General features: G+C 66.5%; 17 protein-coding genes. 2 read left to right on the top strand and 15 right to left on the bottom strand.

Features of this window, described 5'->3' with window-relative positions:
- Positions 1-163 precede the first annotated feature (163 nt).
- A complete protein-coding gene (locus tag ACT54X_RS18240; protein WP_354320025.1) occupies positions 164-1,213 on the top strand; it encodes an adenosine deaminase in 1,050 nt (349 codons plus the stop codon).
- Between the two features lie 6 nt (positions 1,214-1,219).
- On the opposite strand, the gene ACT54X_RS18235 is transcribed toward ACT54X_RS18240, so the two are convergent.
- From ACT54X_RS18235 to ACT54X_RS18180, 12 genes are all read right to left on the bottom strand, one after another.
- Entirely contained in the window at positions 1,220-2,758 is a 1,539-nt protein-coding gene (locus ACT54X_RS18235) for a SpoVR family protein (RefSeq protein WP_476347691.1), read from the bottom strand.
- Between the two features lie 33 nt (positions 2,759-2,791).
- Entirely contained in the window at positions 2,792-4,078 is a 1,287-nt protein-coding gene (locus ACT54X_RS18230) for a YeaH/YhbH family protein (RefSeq protein ID WP_476347689.1), read from the bottom strand.
- Between the two features lie 34 nt (positions 4,079-4,112).
- A complete protein-coding gene (locus ACT54X_RS18225; protein ID WP_294372752.1) occupies positions 4,113-6,035 on the bottom strand; it encodes a PrkA family serine protein kinase in 1,923 nt (640 codons plus the stop codon).
- Between the two features lie 477 nt (positions 6,036-6,512).
- Positions 6,513-7,658 carry a molecular chaperone DnaJ gene (gene dnaJ / locus ACT54X_RS18220; protein WP_294372750.1) on the bottom strand — a complete coding sequence of 382 codons (1,146 nt, stop codon included), beginning with the start codon at positions 7,656-7,658 and terminating at the stop codon, positions 6,513-6,515.
- Between the two features lie 89 nt (positions 7,659-7,747).
- Positions 7,748-9,691 carry a molecular chaperone DnaK gene (dnaK, locus tag ACT54X_RS18215; RefSeq protein WP_294372747.1) on the bottom strand — a complete coding sequence of 648 codons (1,944 nt, stop codon included), beginning with the start codon at positions 9,689-9,691 and terminating at the stop codon, positions 7,748-7,750.
- A gap of 103 nt (positions 9,692-9,794) precedes the next feature.
- Positions 9,795-10,349, bottom strand: a complete 555-nt coding sequence (gene grpE / locus ACT54X_RS18210; RefSeq protein ID WP_294372744.1) for a nucleotide exchange factor GrpE — start codon at positions 10,347-10,349, stop codon at positions 9,795-9,797.
- Positions 10,350-10,537: 188 nt separating this feature from the next.
- The gene (locus ACT54X_RS18205) at positions 10,538-10,894 is read right to left on the bottom strand and encodes an FKBP-type peptidyl-prolyl cis-trans isomerase (protein WP_043113473.1); all 357 of its coding nucleotides are present in this window, start codon (positions 10,892-10,894) and stop codon (positions 10,538-10,540) included.
- A gap of 62 nt (positions 10,895-10,956) precedes the next feature.
- The gene (locus ACT54X_RS18200; RefSeq protein ID WP_017759147.1) at positions 10,957-11,298 is read right to left on the bottom strand and encodes a winged helix-turn-helix transcriptional regulator; all 342 of its coding nucleotides are present in this window, start codon (positions 11,296-11,298) and stop codon (positions 10,957-10,959) included.
- An 87-nt stretch (positions 11,299-11,385) separates the two neighbouring features.
- Positions 11,386-12,240, bottom strand: a complete 855-nt coding sequence (asd, locus tag ACT54X_RS18195) for an archaetidylserine decarboxylase (RefSeq protein WP_476347685.1) — start codon at positions 12,238-12,240, stop codon at positions 11,386-11,388.
- Between the two features lie 85 nt (positions 12,241-12,325).
- Positions 12,326-13,909 carry a galactarate dehydratase gene (garD, locus tag ACT54X_RS18190; protein WP_476347683.1) on the bottom strand — a complete coding sequence of 528 codons (1,584 nt, stop codon included), beginning with the start codon at positions 13,907-13,909 and terminating at the stop codon, positions 12,326-12,328.
- Positions 13,910-13,946: 37 nt separating this feature from the next.
- Entirely contained in the window at positions 13,947-15,077 is a 1,131-nt protein-coding gene (locus tag ACT54X_RS18185) for an L-talarate/galactarate dehydratase (RefSeq protein WP_476347681.1), read from the bottom strand.
- Between the two features lie 43 nt (positions 15,078-15,120).
- Positions 15,121-16,080, bottom strand: a complete 960-nt coding sequence (locus tag ACT54X_RS18180) for a Bug family tripartite tricarboxylate transporter substrate binding protein (RefSeq protein ID WP_294372727.1) — start codon at positions 16,078-16,080, stop codon at positions 15,121-15,123.
- Between the two features lie 246 nt (positions 16,081-16,326).
- Between ACT54X_RS18180 and ACT54X_RS18175 the strand changes: the two genes are divergently transcribed.
- The gene (locus ACT54X_RS18175) at positions 16,327-17,331 is read left to right on the top strand and encodes a LacI family DNA-binding transcriptional regulator (RefSeq protein WP_476347679.1); all 1,005 of its coding nucleotides are present in this window, start codon (positions 16,327-16,329) and stop codon (positions 17,329-17,331) included.
- Between the two features lie 24 nt (positions 17,332-17,355).
- Here ACT54X_RS18175 and ACT54X_RS18170 read toward each other — a convergent pair whose 3' ends face one another.
- The 3 genes from ACT54X_RS18170 to ACT54X_RS18160 form a co-directional block, all read right to left on the bottom strand.
- Positions 17,356-18,651, bottom strand: coding sequence for a TRAP transporter large permease (locus ACT54X_RS18170; RefSeq protein WP_017759153.1), 1,296 nt, complete (start codon positions 18,649-18,651; stop codon positions 17,356-17,358).
- Positions 18,652-18,730: 79 nt separating this feature from the next.
- Positions 18,731-19,219 carry a TRAP transporter small permease gene (locus ACT54X_RS18165; protein WP_294372710.1) on the bottom strand — a complete coding sequence of 163 codons (489 nt, stop codon included), beginning with the start codon at positions 19,217-19,219 and terminating at the stop codon, positions 18,731-18,733.
- A gap of 146 nt (positions 19,220-19,365) precedes the next feature.
- A complete protein-coding gene (locus ACT54X_RS18160) occupies positions 19,366-20,340 on the bottom strand; it encodes a TRAP transporter substrate-binding protein (RefSeq protein ID WP_294372708.1) in 975 nt (324 codons plus the stop codon).
- Between the last annotated feature and the right edge of the window lie 27 nt (positions 20,341-20,367).

Raw genomic sequence — 20,367 nt, 5'->3', positions numbered from 1 at the left:
TGCTCACTTCGTGTAGCCGAATCCCCCTCAAGGGGCGCACCCGGCGGCCCGGCAGAGCCGGTTCCGCGGGTGCACCGGCAACACCTACGGCCGCTTTCGAGCGGCCGTTTTTCTTTGCTGGCGCTTTATGCTTGGCCATTGCGATCGCTGAATCATCTCCACCATGAGCCTGCCCTTCGACCCCGCCGCCATCCCCGCCGCCCGCCTGCCCGAGCTGCTGCGCACCATGCCCAAGGCGGAACTGCACATGCACATCGAGGGCTCGCTGGAGCCCGAACTGATCTTCGCGCTGGCGCAGCGCAACGGCGTGGCCATTCCTTATGCCACCGTGGAAGAACTGCGCAAGGCCTATGCCTTCACCAACCTGCAGAGCTTTCTGGACATCTACTACGCCGGCGCCAGCGTGCTGCTCACCGAGCAGGACTTCTACGACATGGCCTGGGCCTACCTGCAGCGCGCCGCGTCCGACAACGTGCGTCGCACCGAGATGTTCTTCGACCCGCAGACGCACACCGAGCGCGGTGTGTCGATGGCCACGGTGATCGGCGGCCTGCACCGGGCGTGCGTGGACGCCAAGACGGCGCTGGGCGTGGATGCCGCGCTGATCCTGTGCTTCCTGCGCCACCTGAGCGAGGAGTCGGCCTTCGAGACGCTGGAGCAGGCGTTGCCTTTCCGGGACCAGTTCATCGGCGTGGGCCTCGATTCGAGCGAGGTCGGCCATCCGCCCGAGAAGTTCGCCTGCGTCTTCGCGCGCTGCCGCGAGTTGGGCCTTCACCTCGTCGCGCATGCCGGCGAGGAAGGCCCGCCCGCCTATGTGTGGAGCGCGCTCGATGTCCTCAAGGTCGAGCGCATCGACCACGGCGTGCAGAGCACCAAGGACCCTGCGCTGATGAAGCGCCTGGCCGCAGACCGAATTCCTCTGACGGTCTGCCCGCTCTCCAACCTCAAGCTGTGCGTGTTCCCGCAGTTGTCGCAGCACAACCTGGGGCAGCTGCTTGGCGCCGGCCTGGTCGCGACCGTGAACTCGGACGACCCGGCCTACTTCGGCGGCTACATGAACGAGAACTTCCTGCAGACCTTTGCGGCCACTGGGCTGACGTCTGCGCAGGCCTGGCAACTGGCCGCCAACAGCTTTGACGGCAGCTTTGCCGATGCCACGGCCAAGAAGGCCTGGAAGGACGAGCTGGCGCAATGCTTCGCCAGCTTCCGCTGACGATGATCAGCTGCGCTTCGGGCTGACCGTCTTGCGATAGCCCACGCGCCCCTTGTCGTCCACGCTCTCCAGGTGGACGTCGAAGCCCCAGAGCCGCGCGACGTGCTTGAGCACCTCGGGCGTTTCTTCATGCAGCGGACGGTTATTGCGCTGGGTGTGGCGCAGCGTCAGTGAGCGGTCGCCGCGCAGGTCCACGTTCCACACCTGAATGTCGGGCTCGCGGCTGCCCAGGTCGTACTGCCGCGCGAGCGATTCGCGCAGGGCCCGGTAACCGGCTTCGTCATGGATGGCCGCCACCTCCAGTTCCGGATCGGCCTCATGGTCGCGGATGGCGAAGAAGCGGAAGTCGCGCATCACTTTCGGGCTGAGGAACTGGCCGACGAAGCTCTCGTCCTTGAAGTTGCGCATGGCGTAGTCCAGCGTCGTCAGCCAGTTGGAGCCGGCGATGTCCGGGAACCACTGCCGGTCTTCCTCGGTGGGCTTCTCGCAGATGCGCTTCAAGTCGCTGTACATCGCGAAGCCCAGCGCATAGGGATTGATGCCGCTGTAGGCCCGGTGGCCCACGGGCGGTTGGTACACCACAGCCGTGTGCGAGCTGAGCCACTCGATCATGAAGCCGTCGGCGAGCAGTCCGCGGTCGTACATGGTGTTGAGCAGCGTGTAGTGCCAGAACGTGGCCCAGCCCTCGTTCATGACCTGCGTCTGGCGCTGCGGATAGAAGTACTGCGCCACCTTGCGCACGATGCGCACCACCTCGCGCTGCCAGGGCTCAAGCAGGGCGGCGTTCTTCTCGATGAAATACAGCAGGTTCTCCTGCGGGTCCTCCGGAAAGCGGCGCGCCGCCTGCGGGTCCTGCGCCGCGGCGCCGGAGCGTGGCACCGTGCGCCACAGGTCGTTGAGCTGGCGCTGGATGTAGGCCTCGCGCTCGGCCCGGCGTTCCTTCTCCTGCGCCAGCGAGCGCTTCTGCGGCCGGCGGTAGCGGTCCACGCCGTAGTTCATCAGCGCGTGGCAGGAGTCGAGCAGGTCTTCCACAGCCTCCACGCCATGGCGTTCCTCGCACTCGGCGATGTAGTTCTTGGCGTAGACGAGATAGTCGATGATGGACGAGGCGTCCGTCCACATCCGGAAGAGGTAGTTGCCCTTGAAGAAGCTGTTGTGGCCGTAGGCTGCGTGGGCGATCACCAGCGACTGCATGGCCATCGTGTTCTCCTCCATCAAGTAGGAGATGCACGGGTCGGAGTTGATGACGATCTCGTAGGCCAGGCCCATGTGGCCGCGCCGGTAGTTCTTCTCGGTGGCGATGAACTGCTTGCCATAGGACCAGTGGCGATAGAGCACCGGCATGCCCACGCTGGCGTAGGCATCCATCATCTGCTCGGCCGAGATGATCTCTAGCTGGTTCGGGTAGGTGTCCAGGCCGAAGGCCCGTGCCGTTCTGGCGATCTCGTCGTGGTAGGTCTCGATGAGTTCGAAGGTCCAGTCGGACGGGCTCGGCAGGCGCTCGGGCGCACGCTCGAAGACGGGGGGCAGGCGGGACGGGGTCATCGTGTCCTTGGCTCCTGGCGGGTTCATTCCCACTTAGGCGGCGGCTGCCGCGCCTTCCTTCTTGAACAGATCGCGGAACACCGGGTAGATGTCCTGCGCGCTCGACACCTTGCGCATCGCGAAGTGGCCGAAGCGCTCTTCGAGTTGCGTGTATTCCTGCCACAGGTTCTGTTCGGCCTCGGCCACCTGCACATAGGCGTAGTAGCGCACCAGCGGCAGGATCGAATCGGCCAACAGCTCGCGGCAGCGCCCGCTGTCCTGGTGCCAGTTGTCGCCGTCGCTGGCCTGCGCGCCGTAGATGTTCCACTCGCTGCTGGGGTAGCGGGCGCGGATGATGTCGCGCATCAGCACCAGCGCGCTGGAGACCACCGTGCCGCCGGTCTCGGTGGCATGGAAGAAGTCGTCCTCGCTCACTTCCTGCGCCTGCGTGTGGTGGCGGATGAAGACGAGTTCGATCTTCTCGTAGTGCTTGGTGAGGAAGAGGTACAGCAGCATGAAGAAGCGCTTGGACATGTCCTTGCGCGACTCGTCCATGGAGCCGGAGATGTCCATCAGGCAGAACATCACCGCCTTGGCGCTCGGCACCGGCGTGCGAACCCGGCTGCGGTAGCGCAGGTCGATGGGGTCGATGTAGGGCACGTGGCGGGCGCGGCGGCGGATGCCGTCCAGCTCGTCCTGCAAGGACTTCAGCAGTTCCGCATCCGGCTCGGGCTCGCGCGCCAGGTCGGCAATGCGGGCTTCGAGCGCGCGGATGTCCTTGCGGTCCTGCCCGCCCAGTGCGATACGCCGCGCGAGCGCGCCGCGCATGGAGCGCACGACATGCAGATTGTTGGGCGTGCCGTCGCTGGTGAAGCCGGCACGGTGGCTCTTCCACTCGGGCACCTCGGCCAGCTGCGTGCGGATCAGGTGGGGCAGGGCGAGGTCCTCGAAGAAGACTTGCATGAACTCCTCGCGCGTCAGTCGGAAGACGAAATCGTCCTCGCCTTCGCCACTGTCGCTCGCCTGGCCGCTGCCCGAGCCGCTGCCGCCCTGGCCCTTCGGCCGCTCGATGCGGTCGCCGCGCACGTACTCCTGGTTGCCCGGGTGCACGTACTCACGGTTGCCGCCCTGGGCATGCCCGAAGGTGGGTTCGGACACGTCGCGCCGCGGCAGGGTGATGTCCTCGCCTGCCTCCAGGTTGCGGATGCCCCGGCCGCTGACCGCCTTGCGCACCGCGTCGCGGATCTGCGTGCGATAGCGGCGCAGGAAGCGCTCCCGGTTGCCGACCGACTTGTTCTTGCCCGACAGGCGCCGGTCAATGATCTGCTGGAACATCGCCAAGGTGCAGCACCTCCATGGTGGCGGAGACGATCGGTCAGGACGACTTGCGCACGCGCAGGTACCACTCGCAGAGCAGGCGCACCTGCTTGGGCGTATAGCCCTTCTCGACCATGCGCGTGACGAAGTCCTCGTGCTTCTTCTGCTCGTCGGCGCTGCTCTTGGCGTTGAAGCTGATCACGGGCAGCAACTCTTCGGTGTTCGAGAACATCTTCTTCTCGATCACCGTGCGCAGCTTCTCGTAGCTGGTCCACGTCGGGTTGCGGCCACTGTTGCTGGCCCGCGCCCGCAGCACGAAGTTGACGATCTCGTTGCGGAAGTCCTTCGGATTGGAGATGCCTGCGGGCTTCTCGATCTTCTCCAGTTCGGCATTGAGGGCCGCACGGTCGAAGACCTCGCCGGTGTCCACGTCGCGATACTCCTGGTCCTGGATCCAGTAGTCGGCATAGGTCACGTAGCGGTCGAAGATGTTCTGACCGTACTCGGAGTAGCTCTCGAGGTACGCCGTCTGGATCTCCTTGCCGATGAACTCCGCATAGCGCGGCGCCAGCATCTCCTTGATGTAGCCGATGTACTTCTGCTCGGTCTCGGGCGGGAACTGCTCGCGCTCGATCTGCTGCTCCAGCACGTACATCAGGTGCACCGGGTTGGCGGCGACCTCGGTGCTGTCGAAGTTGAAGACCTTGGAGATGATCTTGAAGGCAAAGCGGGTGGAGACACCACTCATGCCCTCGTCGACACCCGCATAGTCGCGGTACTCCTGCAGCGACTTGGCCTTGGGATCGGTGTCCTTCAGGTTCTCGCCGTCGTAGATCTGCATCTTGCTGAAGACGTTGGAGTTCTCCGGCTCCTTCAGGCGCGTGAGCACGGAGAACTGGGCCATCATCTTCAGCGTGCCCGGCGCGCAGGGCGCGGCGGCCAGCGAGGAGTTGCGCACCAGCTTGTCGTAGATGCGGATCTCTTCCGAGACGCGCAGGCAGTACGGCACCTTGACGATGTAGATGCGGTCGAGGAACGCCTCGTTGTTCTTGTTGTTGCGGAAGGCCTTCCACTCGCTCTCGTTGCTGTGGGCCAGCACCACACCGTCGAAGGGAATGGCGCCAAAGCCTTCCGTGCCCTTGAAGTTGCCTTCCTGCGTGGCGGTCAGCAGTGGATGCAGCACCTTGATGGGCGCCTTGAACATTTCCACGAACTCCAGCAGGCCCTGGTTGGCCAGGCAGAGGCCGCCGGAATAGCTGTAGGCGTCGGGGTCGTCCTGCGCATAGGTCTCGAGCTTGCGGATGTCGACCTTGCCGACCAGCGAGCTGATGTCCTGGTTGTTCTCGTCGCCCGGCTCGGTCTTGGCCACCGCGATCTGCTTGAGCACCGAGGGATAGCGCTTGACGACCTTGAACTGCCGGATGTCCCCGCCGTATTCCTCCAGCCGCTTGACAGCCCAGGGCGAAAGGATGCGCTGCAGGTAGCGCCGGGGGATGCCGTATTCCTTCTCGAGGATCTCGCCGTCCTCGGCAGCATCGAAGAGGCCCAGCGGCGACTCGTTCACCGGCGAGCCCTGGATGGCATAGAAAGGCACCTGCTCCATCAGCTGCTTGAGCCGTTCGGCGATGGAGCTCTTGCCGCCGCCTACCGGGCCCAGCAGGTAGAGGATCTGCTTCTTCTCTTCGAGGCCCTGGGCCGCATGGCGGAAGTACGAGACCACCTGTTCGATGGCGTCTTCCATGCCATAGAACTCGCGGAAGGCCGGGTAGATCTTGATGACCTTGTTCGCAAAGATCCGCGACAGGCGCGGGTCGTTGCGGGTGTCGACCACCTCCGGATCCCCGATGGCCTTCAGCATCCGCTCGGCGGCTGTCGCGTAGGCCGTGGCGTCGCGCTTGCAGACGTTCAGGTAGTCCTGCAGCGACATGACCTCTTCGCGCGTTCGCTCGTACCGGGCGGTGAAGTTGCTGATGACGTCCATGGGTGCACACCTCCAATGGGTCGGCAGGATTCAACATCGAGCCACAGCGGATGACCAGGCCGCCAGGCTCCGGAAACTCCTCAAGACGCGGTTCCAGCATACGGCAGAACTTCGCGCGGCGTGCGCTTCGATGAAGGGGCCGAAACCCGCCCAATTCTTGGGGCCGCACACCGGGCCGAAGTTCCAACCCGGCTGGCACACCTTCTATTACGCAAAAGACGTGCCGTTGGATGGAGCCATGCATGCAAACCCGCAGGAATCGAGGGAAAGACCTACGTCCGTCGGTGTCGCCCCACAGGCGCGTAGGCCGAGGACCTCAGCGAAACCAGCGAAGGGAGCGTGGCCGGCCGACAACACTTCCTGGCGGCTGCGGGCGCGGCGCCCGCCGGGCCGGGACACGAAAAAGGCGCTGGCGACCGGAGTCGCGCAGCGCCTGAGCGGTGGCAGAGGAGGGCGCGAAGCACCTCCCCTGCGGGATCAGCTGAAGAATTCCTTGGCCTTGTCCAGCCAACCCTTCTCCTGCGGGCTGTGCTTGTCGCCCCCCTTCTTGAGCGACTCGTCCAGGTCCTTGAGCAGCTTGCGCTGGTACTCGGTCAGCTTGACCGGCGTTTCCACCCGGATGTGGCAGTAGAGGTCGCCCGGATAGCTGGAACGCACGCCCTTGATGCCCTTGCCGCGCAGGCGGAACTGCTTGCCGCTCTGCGTGCCTTCGGGAATGTCGATAGCGGCCGGACCCTTGAGCGTGGGCACCTCGATCTCGCCGCCCAGCGCCGCGGTGGTCATGCTGACCGACACCATGCAGTGCAGGTCATCGCCGTCGCGCTCGAAGACCTCGTTCTTCTTCAGACGGATCTCGATGTAGAGGTCGCCCGGCGGCCCGCCGTTGGTGCCCGGCTCGCCATTGCCGGTGCTGCGGATGCGCATGCCGTCGTCGATGCCGGCGGGGATCTTCACCTCCAGCGTCTTGTTGTTCTTGACCTTGCCCTGGCCGTGGCACGTGGGGCAGGGCTCAGGAATGATCTTGCCCGTGCCGCGGCATTGCGGGCAGGTCTGCTGCACGCTGAAGAAGCCCTGGCGCATCTGCACGGCGCCCGAGCCGTGGCAGGTGGTGCAGGTGATCGGCTTCGTGCCGGGCTTGGCGCCGTTGCCGTGGCAGGTGCCGCATTCGTCCCAGCTGGGGATGCGGATCTGCGCGTCCTTGCCTTCAGCCGCCTCTTCCAGCGTGATCTCCATCGCGTAGCTGAGGTCGCTGCCGCGGAACACCTGTCGGCCGCCACCACGACGGGCGCCCGCGCCGCCGCCGAAGACGTCGCCGAAGATGTCGCCAAAGGCCTCGGCGAAGCCGCCGAAGCCCTCGGGGCCTCCGCCCATGCCGCCGCGCATGTTGGGGTCGACGCCGGCGTGGCCGTACTGGTCGTAGGCCGCGCGCTTGTCGGCGTCCGACAGCATTTCGTAGGCCTCCTTGGCCTCCTTGAACTTCGCCTCGGCCTCGGTGGCGGCATCGCCCTGATTGCGGTCAGGGTGGTACTTCATCGCCAGCTTGCGATAGGCCTTCTTGATCTCGTCCTCGCCCGCGTTCTTGGGAACGCCGAGGACCTCGTAGTAGTCGCGTTTGCTTGCCATGGGACTCGCGCGGAAGCGGTTCGGTGGAAAACGAAAAGAGGCTGGACCACCCTTGGACAGGTGACCAGCCCCGCGTCAGCTCAAGGCAATCAGCCCTTCTTGACTTCCTTGACCTCGGCGTCGACCACGTTGTCGTCGGCCGGCTTGGCGCTCGCATTTTCTGCGCCAGCGCTGCTGGCGCCGGCGGCGCCCGCTGCGGCTTCGGCCGCCTGCGCGTCGGCGTACATCTTCTCGCCCAGCTTCTGGCTGGCGGTCATCAGCGCCGTGGTCTTGGCCTCGATGGCATCCTTGTCGTCGGACTTCAGGACTTCCTCGAGTTCCTTGATGGCGGCCTCGATCTTGTCCTTCTCGCCGGCGTCCAGCTTGTCGCCATGCTCGCCCAGCGACTTCTTGACGCTGTGGACCATGGCCTCGCCCTGGTTGCGCGACTGCACCAGCTCGACCTTCTTCTTGTCCTCGGCGGCGTTCAGCTCGGCGTCCTTCACCATCTTCTGGATCTCATCCTCAGAGAGGCCCGAGTTCGCCTTGATGGTGATCTTGTTTTCCTTGCCGGTGCCCTTGTCCTTGGCGCCGACGTGCAGGATGCCGTTGGCATCGATGTCGAAGCTCACCTCGATCTGCGGCGTGCCGCGCGGTGCCGGCGGAATGCCTTCCAGGTTGAACTCGCCCAGCAGCTTGTTACCCGAGGCGATCTCGCGCTCGCCCTGGAACACCTTGATCGTCACCGCCGGCTGGTTGTCGTCGGCCGTCGAGAAGGTCTGCGCGAACTTCGTCGGGATCGTCGTGTTCTTGGTGATCATCTTGGTCATCACGCCGCCCATCGTCTCGATGCCGAGCGACAGCGGGGTCACGTCCAGCAGCAGCACGTCCTTGCGGTCGCCCGACAGCACCTGGCCCTGGATGGCGGCACCGACGGCCACGGCCTCGTCGGGGTTCACGTCCTTGCGCGGCTCCTTGCCGAAGAACTCCTTGACCTTCTCCTGCACCTTGGGCATGCGGGTCTGGCCGCCCACCAGAATCACGTCGCTGATGTCGTTCACGCTGATGCCGGCGTCCTTGATGGCCGTGCGGCAGGGGGCGATGGTGCGCTCGACCAGGTCCTCGACCAGACTTTCCAGCTTGGCGCGGGTCAGCTTGATGTTCAGGTGCTTCGGGCCGGTGGCGTCAGCGGTGATATAGGGCAGGTTGACGTCGGTCTGCGACGAGTTCGACAGCTCGATCTTGGCCTTCTCGGCCGCTTCCTTCAGGCGCTGCAGCGCCAGCACGTCCTTCGACAGATCGACGCCCTGTTCCTTTTTGAACTCGGTGATGATGTAGTCGATGATGCGCTGGTCGAAGTCCTCGCCGCCCAGGAAGGTGTCGCCGTTGGTGGACAGCACCTCGAACTGCTTCTCGCCGTCGACGTCGGCGATCTCGATGATCGACACGTCGAAGGTGCCGCCGCCCAGGTCATACACGGCGATCTTGCGGTCGCCCTTGTCCTGCTTGTCCAGGCCGAAGGCCAGCGCGGCCGCGGTGGGCTCGTTGATGATGCGCTTGACTTCCAGGCCGGCAATGCGGCCGGCGTCCTTGGTGGCCTGGCGCTGGCTGTCGTTGAAGTAGGCCGGCACGGTAATGACCGCCTCGGTCACGGGCTCGCCCAGGTAGTCCTCGGCGGTCTTCTTCATCTTGCGCAGCACCTCGGCGCTGATCTGCGGAGGCGCCATCTTCTTGCCGCGCACTTCCACCCAGGCGTCGCCGTTGTCGGCCTTGGAGATGGCATAAGGCATCAGGTCGATGTCCTTCTGCACTTCCTTCTCTTCGAACTTGCGGCCGATCAGGCGCTTGACCGCATACAGGGTGTTGCGCGGGTTGGTGACCGCCTGGCGCTTGGCCGAGGCGCCGACCAGCACTTCGCCGTCTTCCTGATACGCAATGATGGACGGCGTGGTACGCGCGCCTTCCGAGTTCTCGATCACGCGGGTGTTGTTGCCCTCCATGATCGCCACGCACGAGTTGGTCGTGCCCAGGTCGATGCCGATGATCTTGGCCATGTGTCGTTACTCCTGAATCTGAAGAATCTGTTGTGCTGAACTTGTGGATAACCCGGTCGGATTCAAGGGATGCGCCGGGGATTTCCTGTGGAGCAATGTCGAATTACTTGGGCGCCGCGACGGTCACCAGAGCCGGCCGCAGCACGCGCTCTGCGATGGTGTAGCCCTTCTGCAGCACGCTCACGACGGTGTTGGCTTCCTGCTCGGCCGGGACCATCGAGATGGCCTGGTGCTGGTGCGGGTCGAATTTGGTGCCGGCGGCAGGCGCCACCTCGATCACCTTGTTGCGCTCCAGTGCGCTCTTGAGCTGGCGCAGCGTGGCTTCGGCGCCTTCGCGGATCTGCTCGGGCGTCGCCTCCTTGATGGCGAGGCCGGCTTCCAGGCTGTCGAGCACGGGCAGCATGCTCTCGGCGAAGGACTCCACGGCGAACTTGCGTGCCTTGGAGATTTCCTCGTCGGCGCGGCGGCGGGCGTTCTGAACGTCGGCCTGGGCGCGCAGGTATTGGTCGGCCAGCTCGGCCGACTTGGCCTTCAGCTCTGCCAGCTCGGCTTCCAGGTTCTGCATGGCCGTGCCCTCGGTGTGCACGGCGTCATTCTGGGCGTCGGCGGCGGCCTGTTGGCCTTCCGGGGCGGGCGAATGGGGGGTGTTCTCCGTCATGGTCGATGGAACGTTGGGGTTCGAAACTGCCCAGCAGCTAGGGGCCCCAAGGCCCTTTTCAAGGTGGGGATGCTGCGCAAAGGCTAAGAAATTTCCAATGAGGGCCGCCAGGGCCATCGAGGAAGGCGATTGAGCCGAAGCAAAAAGGCGGCCGTCGTGGGCCGCCTGGGTGCGCAGGGGCGCGGGGCTCAGCGGGCGTCGAGCAGCTCGACGTCGAACTTCAGGGTGGCATTGGGCGGAATCACGCCGCCGGCACCGCGGGCGCCATAGCCCAGGCCCGGGGGGATGATCAGGGTGCGCTTGCCGCCGACCTTCATGCCGGCCACGCCTTCGTCCCAGCCCTTGATCACGTGGCCGGCGCCCAGCGGGAAGGCGAAGGGGTCGTTGCGGTCCAGGCTGGAATCGAACTTCGCGCCCTGCTGGCCGTCGTTGTAGAGCCAGCCGGTGTAGTGCACATGGACGTACTGGCCGGCGCTGGCCTCGGCGCCTTCGCCGACGACGGTGTCTTCGTACTGCAGGCCGGATGCGGTGGTGGGCATGGAGATTCCTTTGGATGGACGGGCCGCAACGGCAGCGGGGGCCGGGCGGCGGGGGCAAACGCGCGAGTTTAGGCGGAGGGCGATGCCTCGGCGGGTGTCGCGGGTGTCTTCTTGACGAGACCGACCTGCCAGCGGCCGGCAAAGGCCTGCAGGTCGGACAGGCGCTTGAGCAGGTCCTGACCGCTGGTGGTGAGGCAGTAGCCGTCGCCGCCATGGCACAGCAGGCCGGCCTCGCGCAGTTCCTTGATGCGGGTGTTGAGGGTGTTGGGCGTGATGCCGCCCACGCTGTCCTGCAGCAGGCGGAAGGTCTGCGGATGGCCGTCCCTCAGGGCCCACAGCACGCGCAGCGCATACCGCGCTTCGAGCAGCGCCAGCAGTTGCCGCACGGCGGCCTGGTCTTTGGAGCTCATCGGCAAACCCTCCTCGTCGTGGGCCCGGGGCGGCCCGGGATGTCGTCTCGGGGCTGGTGCCGGCACCGCGGCCGGTCGTGTCGCAGTCTATCGGTGCGCACCCGCACCGGCCATCGGCTCGCCCAGACGCACCGCGCGCCCTGGCGCCCAGTCCTTGTTGAACGACAGGGCCGGCGGCGGAAAGAGCATCACCACCGTCGAGCCCAGCAGGAAGCGTCCCATCTCCTGGCCCTTGACGAAGCGCAGGGCCGGATCGTCGTAACGCCATTCGCGGATCTCGCCGCCGCGTGGTGGATTGACCACGCCATGCCAGACGGTCGCCATGCTGCCGACGATGGTGGCACCCACCAGCACCAGTACGAAAGGACCGTGGTCGCTCTCGAAGACGCAGACCACCCGCTCGTTGCGGGCGAAGAGCCCCGGCACCCCGCGCGCCGTGGTCGGATTGACCGAGAACAGCGCCCCCGGCACATAGATCATGCGCGTGAGCCGCCCATCGCAGGGCATGTGGATGCGGTGGTAGTCGCGCGGACTCAGGTAGAGCGTGGCGAAGCTGCCGTCCTGGAACTGCGCCGCCAGGCCGGCATCACCGCCGACCAGGGCCGTGGTGGAATAGCGGTGGCCCTTGGCCTGGAAGATCTGATCGCCCGCGATGGGGCCGAACTGGCTGATGGCGCCGTCCACGGGGCAGACCAGCGGCGCGTCGGCGATGGGCCGCGCGCCGGGCTTGAGCGCGCGGGTGAAGAATTCGTTGAAGCTGGGGTAGCGCGCGATGTCGCTCTCGATCGCCTCGCTCATGTCGACGCCGTACTTGGCGACGAAGTTGCGGATGATCCAGGTCGTCAGTGCGCCGCGCTCCTTGCCGGCCACCCAGCCTGCGAAGGAGGTCAATGCCTGCTTGGGATAGAGGTACTGGGGGAGAACGGCGAGACGGTCGGACAAGGGGACACCGGCGATCGTGGGCTGCCGATTCTATCGAGGGGGTTCCCGCAAGCCGCCCCGGGATTTGTACGGTGCAGGCCGGCGGTCAGGTCACCGGCGCCGGGTTGAACAGCACCAGCTGGTTGTGCAGCCTCCACTGCTCGGCCCATGTCTTCTTGCGGCCCGAGGCCACGTCCAGCATCAGGCGGAACAGCTCCCAGCCCACGTCCTCGATGCTGGCCTCGCCGTCGGCGATGCGGCCGGCGTTGACGTCCATCAGGTCGTGCCAGCGGCGCGCCAGATCGCTGCGGGTGGCCACCTTGATGACCGGCGCCTCGGCCAGGCCGTAGGGCGTGCCGCGGCCGGTGGTGAACACATGCAGGTTCATGCCGGCGGCCAGCTGCAGCGTGCCGCAGATGAAGTCCGACGCCGGTGTCGCCGCATACAGCAGCCCCTTCTGCCGCGCCTTCTCGCCCGGCGCCACGACGCCGCTGATGGGCGCGCTTCCGCTCTTGACGATGGAGCCCATGGCCTTTTCGACGATGTTGGACAGGCCGCCCTTCTTGTTGCCGGGCGTGGTGTTGGCACTGCGGTCCACCTGGCCGCGCTGCAGGTAGGCGTCGTACCAGGCCATCTGCTCGATCATGGCCTGCGCCACCTCCGGCGTGGCGGCGCGGGCCGTGAGCTGGTCGATGCCGTCGCGCACCTCGGTCACCTCGCTGAACATCACGGTGGCGCCGGCGCGCACCAGCAGGTCGGTGCAGAAGCCCACCGCCGGGTTCGCTGTGACGCCGCTGAAGGCATCGCTGCCGCCGCACTGCACGCCCACCACCAGCTCGCTGGCCGGCACCGTCTCGCGGCGGCGGGCATTGAGGCGCGCCAGGTGCACCTCGGCCTGCCGCAGGATGGAATCGACCATGGACATGAAGCCCACGTGGGCCTCGTCCTGCAGGCAGACCACGTCCAGCGGGGCTTCCTCGGCCTTGCCGACGTCGGCGACGTTTCGCTCGTCGACGAGCGGGATGCTGCCCGGCGGCAGCAGCCGCTCGGGCTGCAGCTTCTCGCAGCCCAGGCTGACCACCATCACCTCGCCGCCGAAGTTGGGGTTGAGGCTGATGTGGCGCAGCGTGCGGATCGGCACCACCGCATCGGGCGCATCGATGGCCACGCCGCAGCCATATGAATGCTCGAGCGCCACCACGTCATCCACGTTCGGATAGCGCGGCAGCAACTCGGCCTTGATGCGCTGCACGGCGAAGTCGGTCACACCGGCTACGCACTGCACCGTCTGGGTGATGGCCAGTATGTTGCGGGTGCCGACCGAGCCGTCGGCATTGCGGTAGCCCTCGAAGGTGTAGCCCTCCAGGGGCGCAAGGGGCTCGGGCCGCACGGTGGCTATCGGCAGGCCTTCCAGCGAGCGAGCCTCGGGCATGCGCAGCAGGCGCTCGTGCACCCAACTGCCGCGCGGGATCGGCTTGAGCGCATAGCCGATGTTGACGTTGTAGCGGCGCACCGCACCGCCTTCGGGAATGTCCTCCAGCGCCACCTTGTGGGCCTGGGGCACTTTGTCGACCAGCGTAAGGCCATCGGCGAACACGGTGCCGGCCGGCAGTCCGCCGTCGTTGGCCACGATGGCCACGTTGTCTGCGGGATGCATGGCGATGCGAAGGGGCGGGCGGGTGGAGCTCATCGGGGGATCTTCGTCAGGTCAAGGCGCGAATGGACGCTTAGGCGCGTTCGCCCACTTCGGCCGTCTCGCGGGTCCAGCTGCGGGCCTGCTCGCTCAGCGACAGGCCCATGCCCGGGCGCGTGGGCACCAACATTCGGCCGCCCGCGATCTCCAGCCGTTCGTTGAACAGCGGTTCCAGCCAGTCGAAGTGTTCGACCCAGGGTTCGGTCGGGTAGATGGCACCCAGGTGCACATGCAGTTCCATGGCGAAATGGGGCCCCAGCATCAGACCTGCATGCTCGGCCTGGGCCGCAATCTTGAGGAAGGGCGTGATGCCACCCACGCGTGGGGCATCCGGCATCAGGTAGTCGGCAGCGCGATGGCGGATCAGGTCGCCGTGCTCGGCGGCGCTGGTGAGCATTTCGCCCGTGCCGATGGGCGTGTCGAAGGTCGCGGCCAGGGCGGCGTGGCCCTCGTGGTCGTAGGCGTCCAGCGGCTCCTCGATCCACACCAGGTTGAACTGCTCGAAGATGCGGCACATGCGCTGCGCCGTCGGCCGGTCCCACTGCTGGTTGGCATCCACCATGATCGGCACATGGTCGCCCAGGTGCTGGCGCACTGCCTCCACACGCTGGATGTCGATCCTGCCGTCGGGCTGGCCCACCTTCAGCTTGATGCCGCCGATGCCGCGTTCGATGGACGCGGCCGCGTTCACCTTCAGTTGGTCGATGGGCGTGTGCAGGAAGCCCCCGGAGGTGTTGTAGCAGCGCACCGACTCGCGCTGCGCCCCCAGCAACTTGGCCAGCGACAGCCCAGCGCGCCGCGCCTTGAGGTCATACAGCGCCACGTCGAAGGCGCCGATGGCCTGCACGCCCATGCCGCTGCGGCCGACCGAGGCGCCGGCCCAGCACAGCTTGGTCCACAGGCGCGCGATGTCGCTCGGGTCCTCGCCCAGCAGCGCAGGCGCCACCTCCTTCGCGTGCGCGAACTGGCCGGGACCGCCGGCGCGCTTCGAATACGAGAAGCCCAACCCGCGGTGCCCGTCCTTCGTCTCCACCTCCGCGAAGAGCATGGCGATCTCGGTCATCGGCTTCTGCCGTCCGGTGAGCACCTTGGCGTCGCTGATGGGCGTGGCCAGCGGCAGGTAGCAGGAGGACAGGCGGATCCAGGTGATGCGGTCGTGGGACATGGCGTGCAGGAGGGAAGCGTGCGGGGCAGGGCGAGGTCGATGCTCAGTCGAGCGAGATCTTTCCGGTCTCGATCACCTTCTTCCAGCGGGCGGACTCGGCCTGCATGAAGGTGGCGAACTGGGCCGGCGTGTTGGTCACCATCTCGAAGCCGATGCCGGTGAACTGGTCCTTGACGCGCGGGTCGTTGAGGGCGGCGACGAAGGCGGCGGCGGCCTTCTCACGAACGTCCTCCGGCAGGCCCTTGGGGGCCACGATGGCCTGCCAGGAGGTCACTTCGACGCCCTTGACGCCCAGCTCCGACAGCGTGGGGACGTCGGGCAGCACCGGCGATCGCTTGGCGCTGGTCACGGCCAGCGGGCGCATGCGGCCGGCCTTGATGTACTGCAGCACGGCGTTCACGTTCTGGAAGGAGGCATCCACCTGGCCACCCATGAGGTCGGTATGGGCCGGACCGCCGCCCTTGTAGGGCACATGGATGCCGGTGGTGCCGGTCTGCTGCCAGAACAGCTCGGCCGTCAGGTGGTCGCTGGAGCCGGCGCCGGCGGAGGCGAAGGTCATCTTGCCCGGATTGGCCTTCTCGTAGGCGATGACGTCGGCCACGCTCTTGTGCGGTGACGCGGCCGGCACGACCAGCACGTTGGGCGAGGCCACGGCCACGGTGATCGGATCGAAGTCCTTGAGCGGATCGAACTGCAGGCCCTTCATCAGGTGCGGCACGATGACCAGCGGGCCGAGGGAGGTGACCAGGAAGGTGTTGCCATCGGCCGGCGCGCGCTTGACGAAGGTGGCGCCGATGGTGCCGGTGGCGCCGGCCCGGTTGTCCACGATGAAGCTCTGCTTGAGCGACTCGCTCATCACCGGCATCAGCGCCCGGGCCACCTGGTCGGTGGAGCCGCCGGGAGGGAAGGGCACGACCAGCGTGACGGTCTTGTTCGGCCAGGCGTCGGCGGCGGCCGCGGCCAGTGACAGGCCGGCCAATGCTGCGCAAAGGAATTTCTTCATGATGTCTCCTGATTGGATGGGCTGAAATGACAACGTTGTCATTTTGGCGCGCAGCCCCGGCTTGTCATTGCTGTTGGAGTACCGGAACGGACGGCGGTCGAATGATATCGTTGTCATTTCTGCTGTCAACGTGCCCTCATACGCGACTGGGCGCGCGCGCTTCGGCAAGGGGTGCCGCGGCACGGACGCCCCGGGGCCGCGAGCGTCGTCGGGCGTGAAGCTGTTAGGCTCCCGGGCCTTCCTGCCATGAGCGTTTCTCCGCCCCTCAAGCCCGCCACGCTGCACGACGTTGCACGTGCTGCAGGCGTCTCGCCGATCACGGCCTCGCGGGCCCTCAGCAATCCTGCCCTGGTGTCGCCCAAGACCATTGCCCTGGTGCAGCAGGCAGTGGAGGCAACGGGCTACATCCCAAACCTTCTCGCCGGCGGCCTCAAGTCACGTCGCAGCCGCATGGTCGCGGGCATCGTGCCGGCGCTGTCGGTCGCGCAGTTCCTGCCATCCGTCCAGACGCTGACCGAGACGCTGGCGGAAGAGGGCTACCAGGTGCTGCTGGGCCAAACGCGCTACGACGCCGCGCGCGAGGAGGCCGTACTTAACACCATGATCAGCCGCCAGCCCGACGGCATCGTCTTTGCGGGACTGATCCAGTCGCAGGGCGCGCGCGAGCGACTGCGCCGAGCGGGCGTGCCGGTGGTCGAAATCTGGGACCTGTCGCAGCGCCCGGTGGACATGCTGGTGGGCTTTTCGCACCTCAAGGTGGGCAGTGCGCTGGCGGGCTTCTGCCTGGCCCGGGGCTGGCAGCGCGTGGGCATCGCCACCGCCGACGATCACCGCGCGATGCAGCGGCGCGAGGGCTTCATTGCCGCCTTCGGCCGCGAGGTGCCCACGGCCTGCGTGGCTGCCCCCAGCAACCTGGAGCGCGGCCGCCGCGCGCTGGCCGACCTGCTGGCGCAGGATCCGGCACTGCGCATGATCTGCTGCAGCTCCGACCAGCTGGCGCATGGCGTGCTGGTCGAGGCGCATGCGCGTGGCCTGCGCGTGCCACAGGACCTGGCGATCTGCGGCTTCGGCAATGCCGACTTTTCCGCGCATCTGCTGCCCAGTCTGAGCACGGTGCTGGTCGACGGGCCCGGGATCGGCCGTCTGGCCGCCGAGATGGTCCTGGCCCGTGCCCGCGGCGAGCCGGTCGCTCAGCCGGTCGTGGACGTCGGCTTCCGCATCGTCGAACGCGAATCCACGGCCGGTGGCTGAGCGGCGGTCGTGTGAGGCGCTTCTCTACCTCACGACCATGAACATGCTTGGTAGCCACAGACTGAACTGCGGCACGAAGGTCACCAGCCCGAGCGCCAGGATCAGCGCGCCATAGAAGGGCCAGATGGTGCGCATCACCTCGCCCACCGACACCCCGCCGATGGCGCAACCGACGAACTGCGTGGTGCCCACCGGCGGCGTGTTCAGTCCCAGCGCGCAGTTGATCAGCATCAGGATGCCGAACTGCACCGAAGTCATGCCGTACTGCTGCGCGATGGGCAGGAAGATGGGCGTGCACAGCAGGATCGTCGCCGCCATGTCCAGGAAGGTGCCCAGCAGGAACAGGATGACGTTGATCAGCAGGAAGATCACCCAGGGCGTCGTCGACACCTTGGACAGCATCTGCCCCGTCAGCTCCGCCACGCCATACAGGCTGATCAGGTAGCCGAAGGTGCTGGAGATGCCGATCAGCAGCAGGATCACGCCCGTGGTGCGCACCGCCTTGGCCGCCGCCTTGATGAAGTGCGCCCACTTGAGCGTGCGGTACAGAAAGATCGTCAGCGCCAGCGCATAGAGCACCGCCACGGCCGCGGACTCGGTGGCGGTGAAGATGCCGGACAGGATGCCCCCCAGGATCAGCACCACGATGAAGAGGCCCGGCAGCGCCGCCGCGAAGCTGCGCGCGACGATGGCCCAGCCCGGGAAGGTGCCGGCCGGATAGCCGCGGCGCACCGCCACCACATAGGCCGCCAGCAGGTTGCACAGCGTGAGGATGATGGCCGGCATCAGCGCGGCCAGGATCAGCGCCGCGATCGACACCTTGCCGCCCGCCGCCAGCGAATAGATGATGAGGTTGTGGCTGGTGGGCATCAGCGCCCCCACCAGGGCCGCATGCGTGGTCACGTTGACCGCATAGTCGGCGTGGTAGCCCTCCTTCTTCATCATCGGGATCATCACCGCGCCCATGGCCGACACGTCGGCCACCGGCGAGCCCGAGACGCCGCCGAACAGCGTGCACGCCACCACGTTGCTCATGCCCAGGCCGCCGCGCACATGGCCGACCAGCGACTTGGCGAAGTCGACGATGCGGTCCGCGATGCCGCCATACAGCATCAGCTCACCGGCAAAGATGAAGAAGGGGATCGCCAGGAAGGAGAAGATCCCCATGCCCGACATCATCTGCTGGAAGCCCACCGCGAGCGGCAGGCCTTCGTAGAGCAGCGTGGCCAGGGCCGACAGCCCGATGGAGAAGGCCACCGGTACGCCCAGCAGCAGCAGGGCGGTGAACGACAGGGTCAGGATGAGCAGCGGGATGGTCATGCGGCCTCCAGGCGCGCGGCAGGACGAGGGACGTGCGCGGGGCGCGTGATGAAAAGGGAGCGGCGGCAGCGCATGGGCGTCAGGTCCACGAGGGCTCCAGTTCGCGGCCCTGAGCCAACGCCAGGATGTGTTCGATGGAGAACAGCACGATGAGCACGCCGGCAAAGCTGGGCGGCACGTACTTCCAGCCCTCGGAGATGAAGAGCGTGGGCAGTCGGTAGCTCCACACCGACTCGGCCAGGTAGGCGCAATTCCATGCCATGGCGGCCCCGAACAGGCCCACCAGCACGTGGATCAGCATTTCCAGCTTGAGTCGAAGCCGGGGTGGTGCCAGCACGAGCAGCGATTCCAGCCCGATGTGGCCGGCGTCGCGCACGCCCACGGCCACGCCGAACATGGTGACGTAGAGCACCATCAGCAGCGCCAGGCTTTCGGCCCAGGTGGGTGTGCTGTTGAGGATGTAGCGACCGAACACCTGCCAGCTCACGGCGCAGATCACTGCGACGAGGCCGACGATGCCCAGCACCATGCAGGCGCGCGCGAGGGCGCGGCAGAAGCGGGAGTACATGACGAATTCCTTCTTTCTCCCTCCCCCGCTGGGGGAGGGCAGGGGTGGGGGCCGGCGGCGGTAGCAAGGCAGCAGCGTTCGATGCGCCGCTGGCCCCCATCCCCGCCTTCCCCCAGAGGGGGAAGGAGCCCGAACCCCGCCGCGGCTTACTGCGTGTCCTGCACCCGCTTGACCAGGTCCTTCAGCCGCGCGTCGGTGATGAACTTGTCGTACACGGGCTTCATGGCGGCCTCGAAGGGCTTCTTGTCGATTTCGATGATCTCGGCGCCGCCGGCCTTCACCGCGGCCAGCGACTTGGCCTCGCGCTCGGCCCACTGCTTGCGCATGTAGGGCACCGACTCCTTGGCCGCCTGGCGGATCCAGCCCTGCTCCTCGGGCGAGAGGCGGTCCCAGGCACGCTTGGAGAAGAGCAGCATCTCCGGCGCCATCGAATGCTCGGTCTTGGCGAAGTACTTGGCCACCTCGAAGTGGCGCGAGCTCTCGTACGACGGATAGTTGTTCTCGGCCGCATCCACCAGCCCGGTCTTGAGCGCCGTGTAGACCTCGCCGAAGGGCATGGGCGTGGCATTGCCGCCCATGGCCTCCACCAGCGCCACCCACAGGTCGGACTGCTGAACGCGGATCTTCAGGCCCTTCACATCGGCCAGGCTGCGCACCGGCTTCTTGGCGGTGTAGATCGAGCGGGCGCCGCTGTCGTAGAAGGCCAGGCCGATGAAGCCCTGCTTCTCGCAGCTCTTGAGGATGTCCTCGCCGATCGGGCCGTCCAGCACCTTGTGCAGGTGGTCGGTGGAGCGGAACAGGAAGGGCATGGTCGGCACCTGCGTCTCGGGGCAGATGTTGTTCATGGGCGCGATGTTCACGCGCACCATCTGCAGCGCGCCGATCTTGGTCTGCTCGATGGTGTCCTTCTCGCTGCCCAGCGCGCTGTTGTTGAACACCTTGATGCTGTGCTTGCCGCCCGACAACTGCTTGAGCCGCTCGCCCATGAACTTCACGGCGGTGACCGTCGGGTAGTCGTCGGGATGGATGTCGGCCGAGCGGAACTCGGTCGCCTGCGCCGCCAGCGCCGCGGCACTGGCGGCCAGGGCGAGCAGGGTGGTCTTGAAACGAAGGGTCTTCATGTTGTCTTCCTCGTGTGGATCCTGGGG

It is taken from the genome of Pseudacidovorax sp. DMC4 (genome assembly GCF_056314265.1).
Note: the sequence above shows the minus strand (reverse complement) of the source record. Positions and strands in the feature narration are given on the sequence as shown.

Bases quoted from the DNA above. Each gene is read 5' to 3' on its own strand.
- ACT54X_RS18240 (WP_354320025.1), top strand. From the start codon at position 164: ATGAGCCTGCCCTTCGACCCCGCCGCCATCCCCGCCGCCCGCCTGCCC.
- ACT54X_RS18235 (WP_476347691.1), bottom strand. From the start codon at position 2,758: ATGACCCCGTCCCGCCTGCCCCCCGTCTTCGAGCGTGCGCCCGAGCGC.
- ACT54X_RS18225 (WP_294372752.1), bottom strand. From the start codon at position 6,035: ATGGACGTCATCAGCAACTTCACCGCCCGGTACGAGCGAACGCGCGAA.
- dnaJ (WP_294372750.1), bottom strand. From the start codon at position 7,658: ATGGCAAGCAAACGCGACTACTACGAGGTCCTCGGCGTTCCCAAGAAC.
- dnaK (WP_294372747.1), bottom strand. From the start codon at position 9,691: ATGGCCAAGATCATCGGCATCGACCTGGGCACGACCAACTCGTGCGTG.
- grpE (WP_294372744.1), bottom strand. From the start codon at position 10,349: ATGACGGAGAACACCCCCCATTCGCCCGCCCCGGAAGGCCAACAGGCC.
- ACT54X_RS18200 (WP_017759147.1), bottom strand. From the start codon at position 11,298: ATGAGCTCCAAAGACCAGGCCGCCGTGCGGCAACTGCTGGCGCTGCTC.
- garD (WP_476347683.1), bottom strand. From the start codon at position 13,909: ATGAGCTCCACCCGCCCGCCCCTTCGCATCGCCATGCATCCCGCAGAC.
- ACT54X_RS18185 (WP_476347681.1), bottom strand. From the start codon at position 15,077: ATGTCCCACGACCGCATCACCTGGATCCGCCTGTCCTCCTGCTACCTG.
- ACT54X_RS18180 (WP_294372727.1), bottom strand. From the start codon at position 16,080: ATGAAGAAATTCCTTTGCGCAGCATTGGCCGGCCTGTCACTGGCCGCG.
- ACT54X_RS18175 (WP_476347679.1), top strand. From the start codon at position 16,327: ATGAGCGTTTCTCCGCCCCTCAAGCCCGCCACGCTGCACGACGTTGCA.
- ACT54X_RS18170 (WP_017759153.1), bottom strand. From the start codon at position 18,651: ATGACCATCCCGCTGCTCATCCTGACCCTGTCGTTCACCGCCCTGCTG.
- ACT54X_RS18165 (WP_294372710.1), bottom strand. From the start codon at position 19,219: ATGTACTCCCGCTTCTGCCGCGCCCTCGCGCGCGCCTGCATGGTGCTG.
- ACT54X_RS18160 (WP_294372708.1), bottom strand. From the start codon at position 20,340: ATGAAGACCCTTCGTTTCAAGACCACCCTGCTCGCCCTGGCCGCCAGT.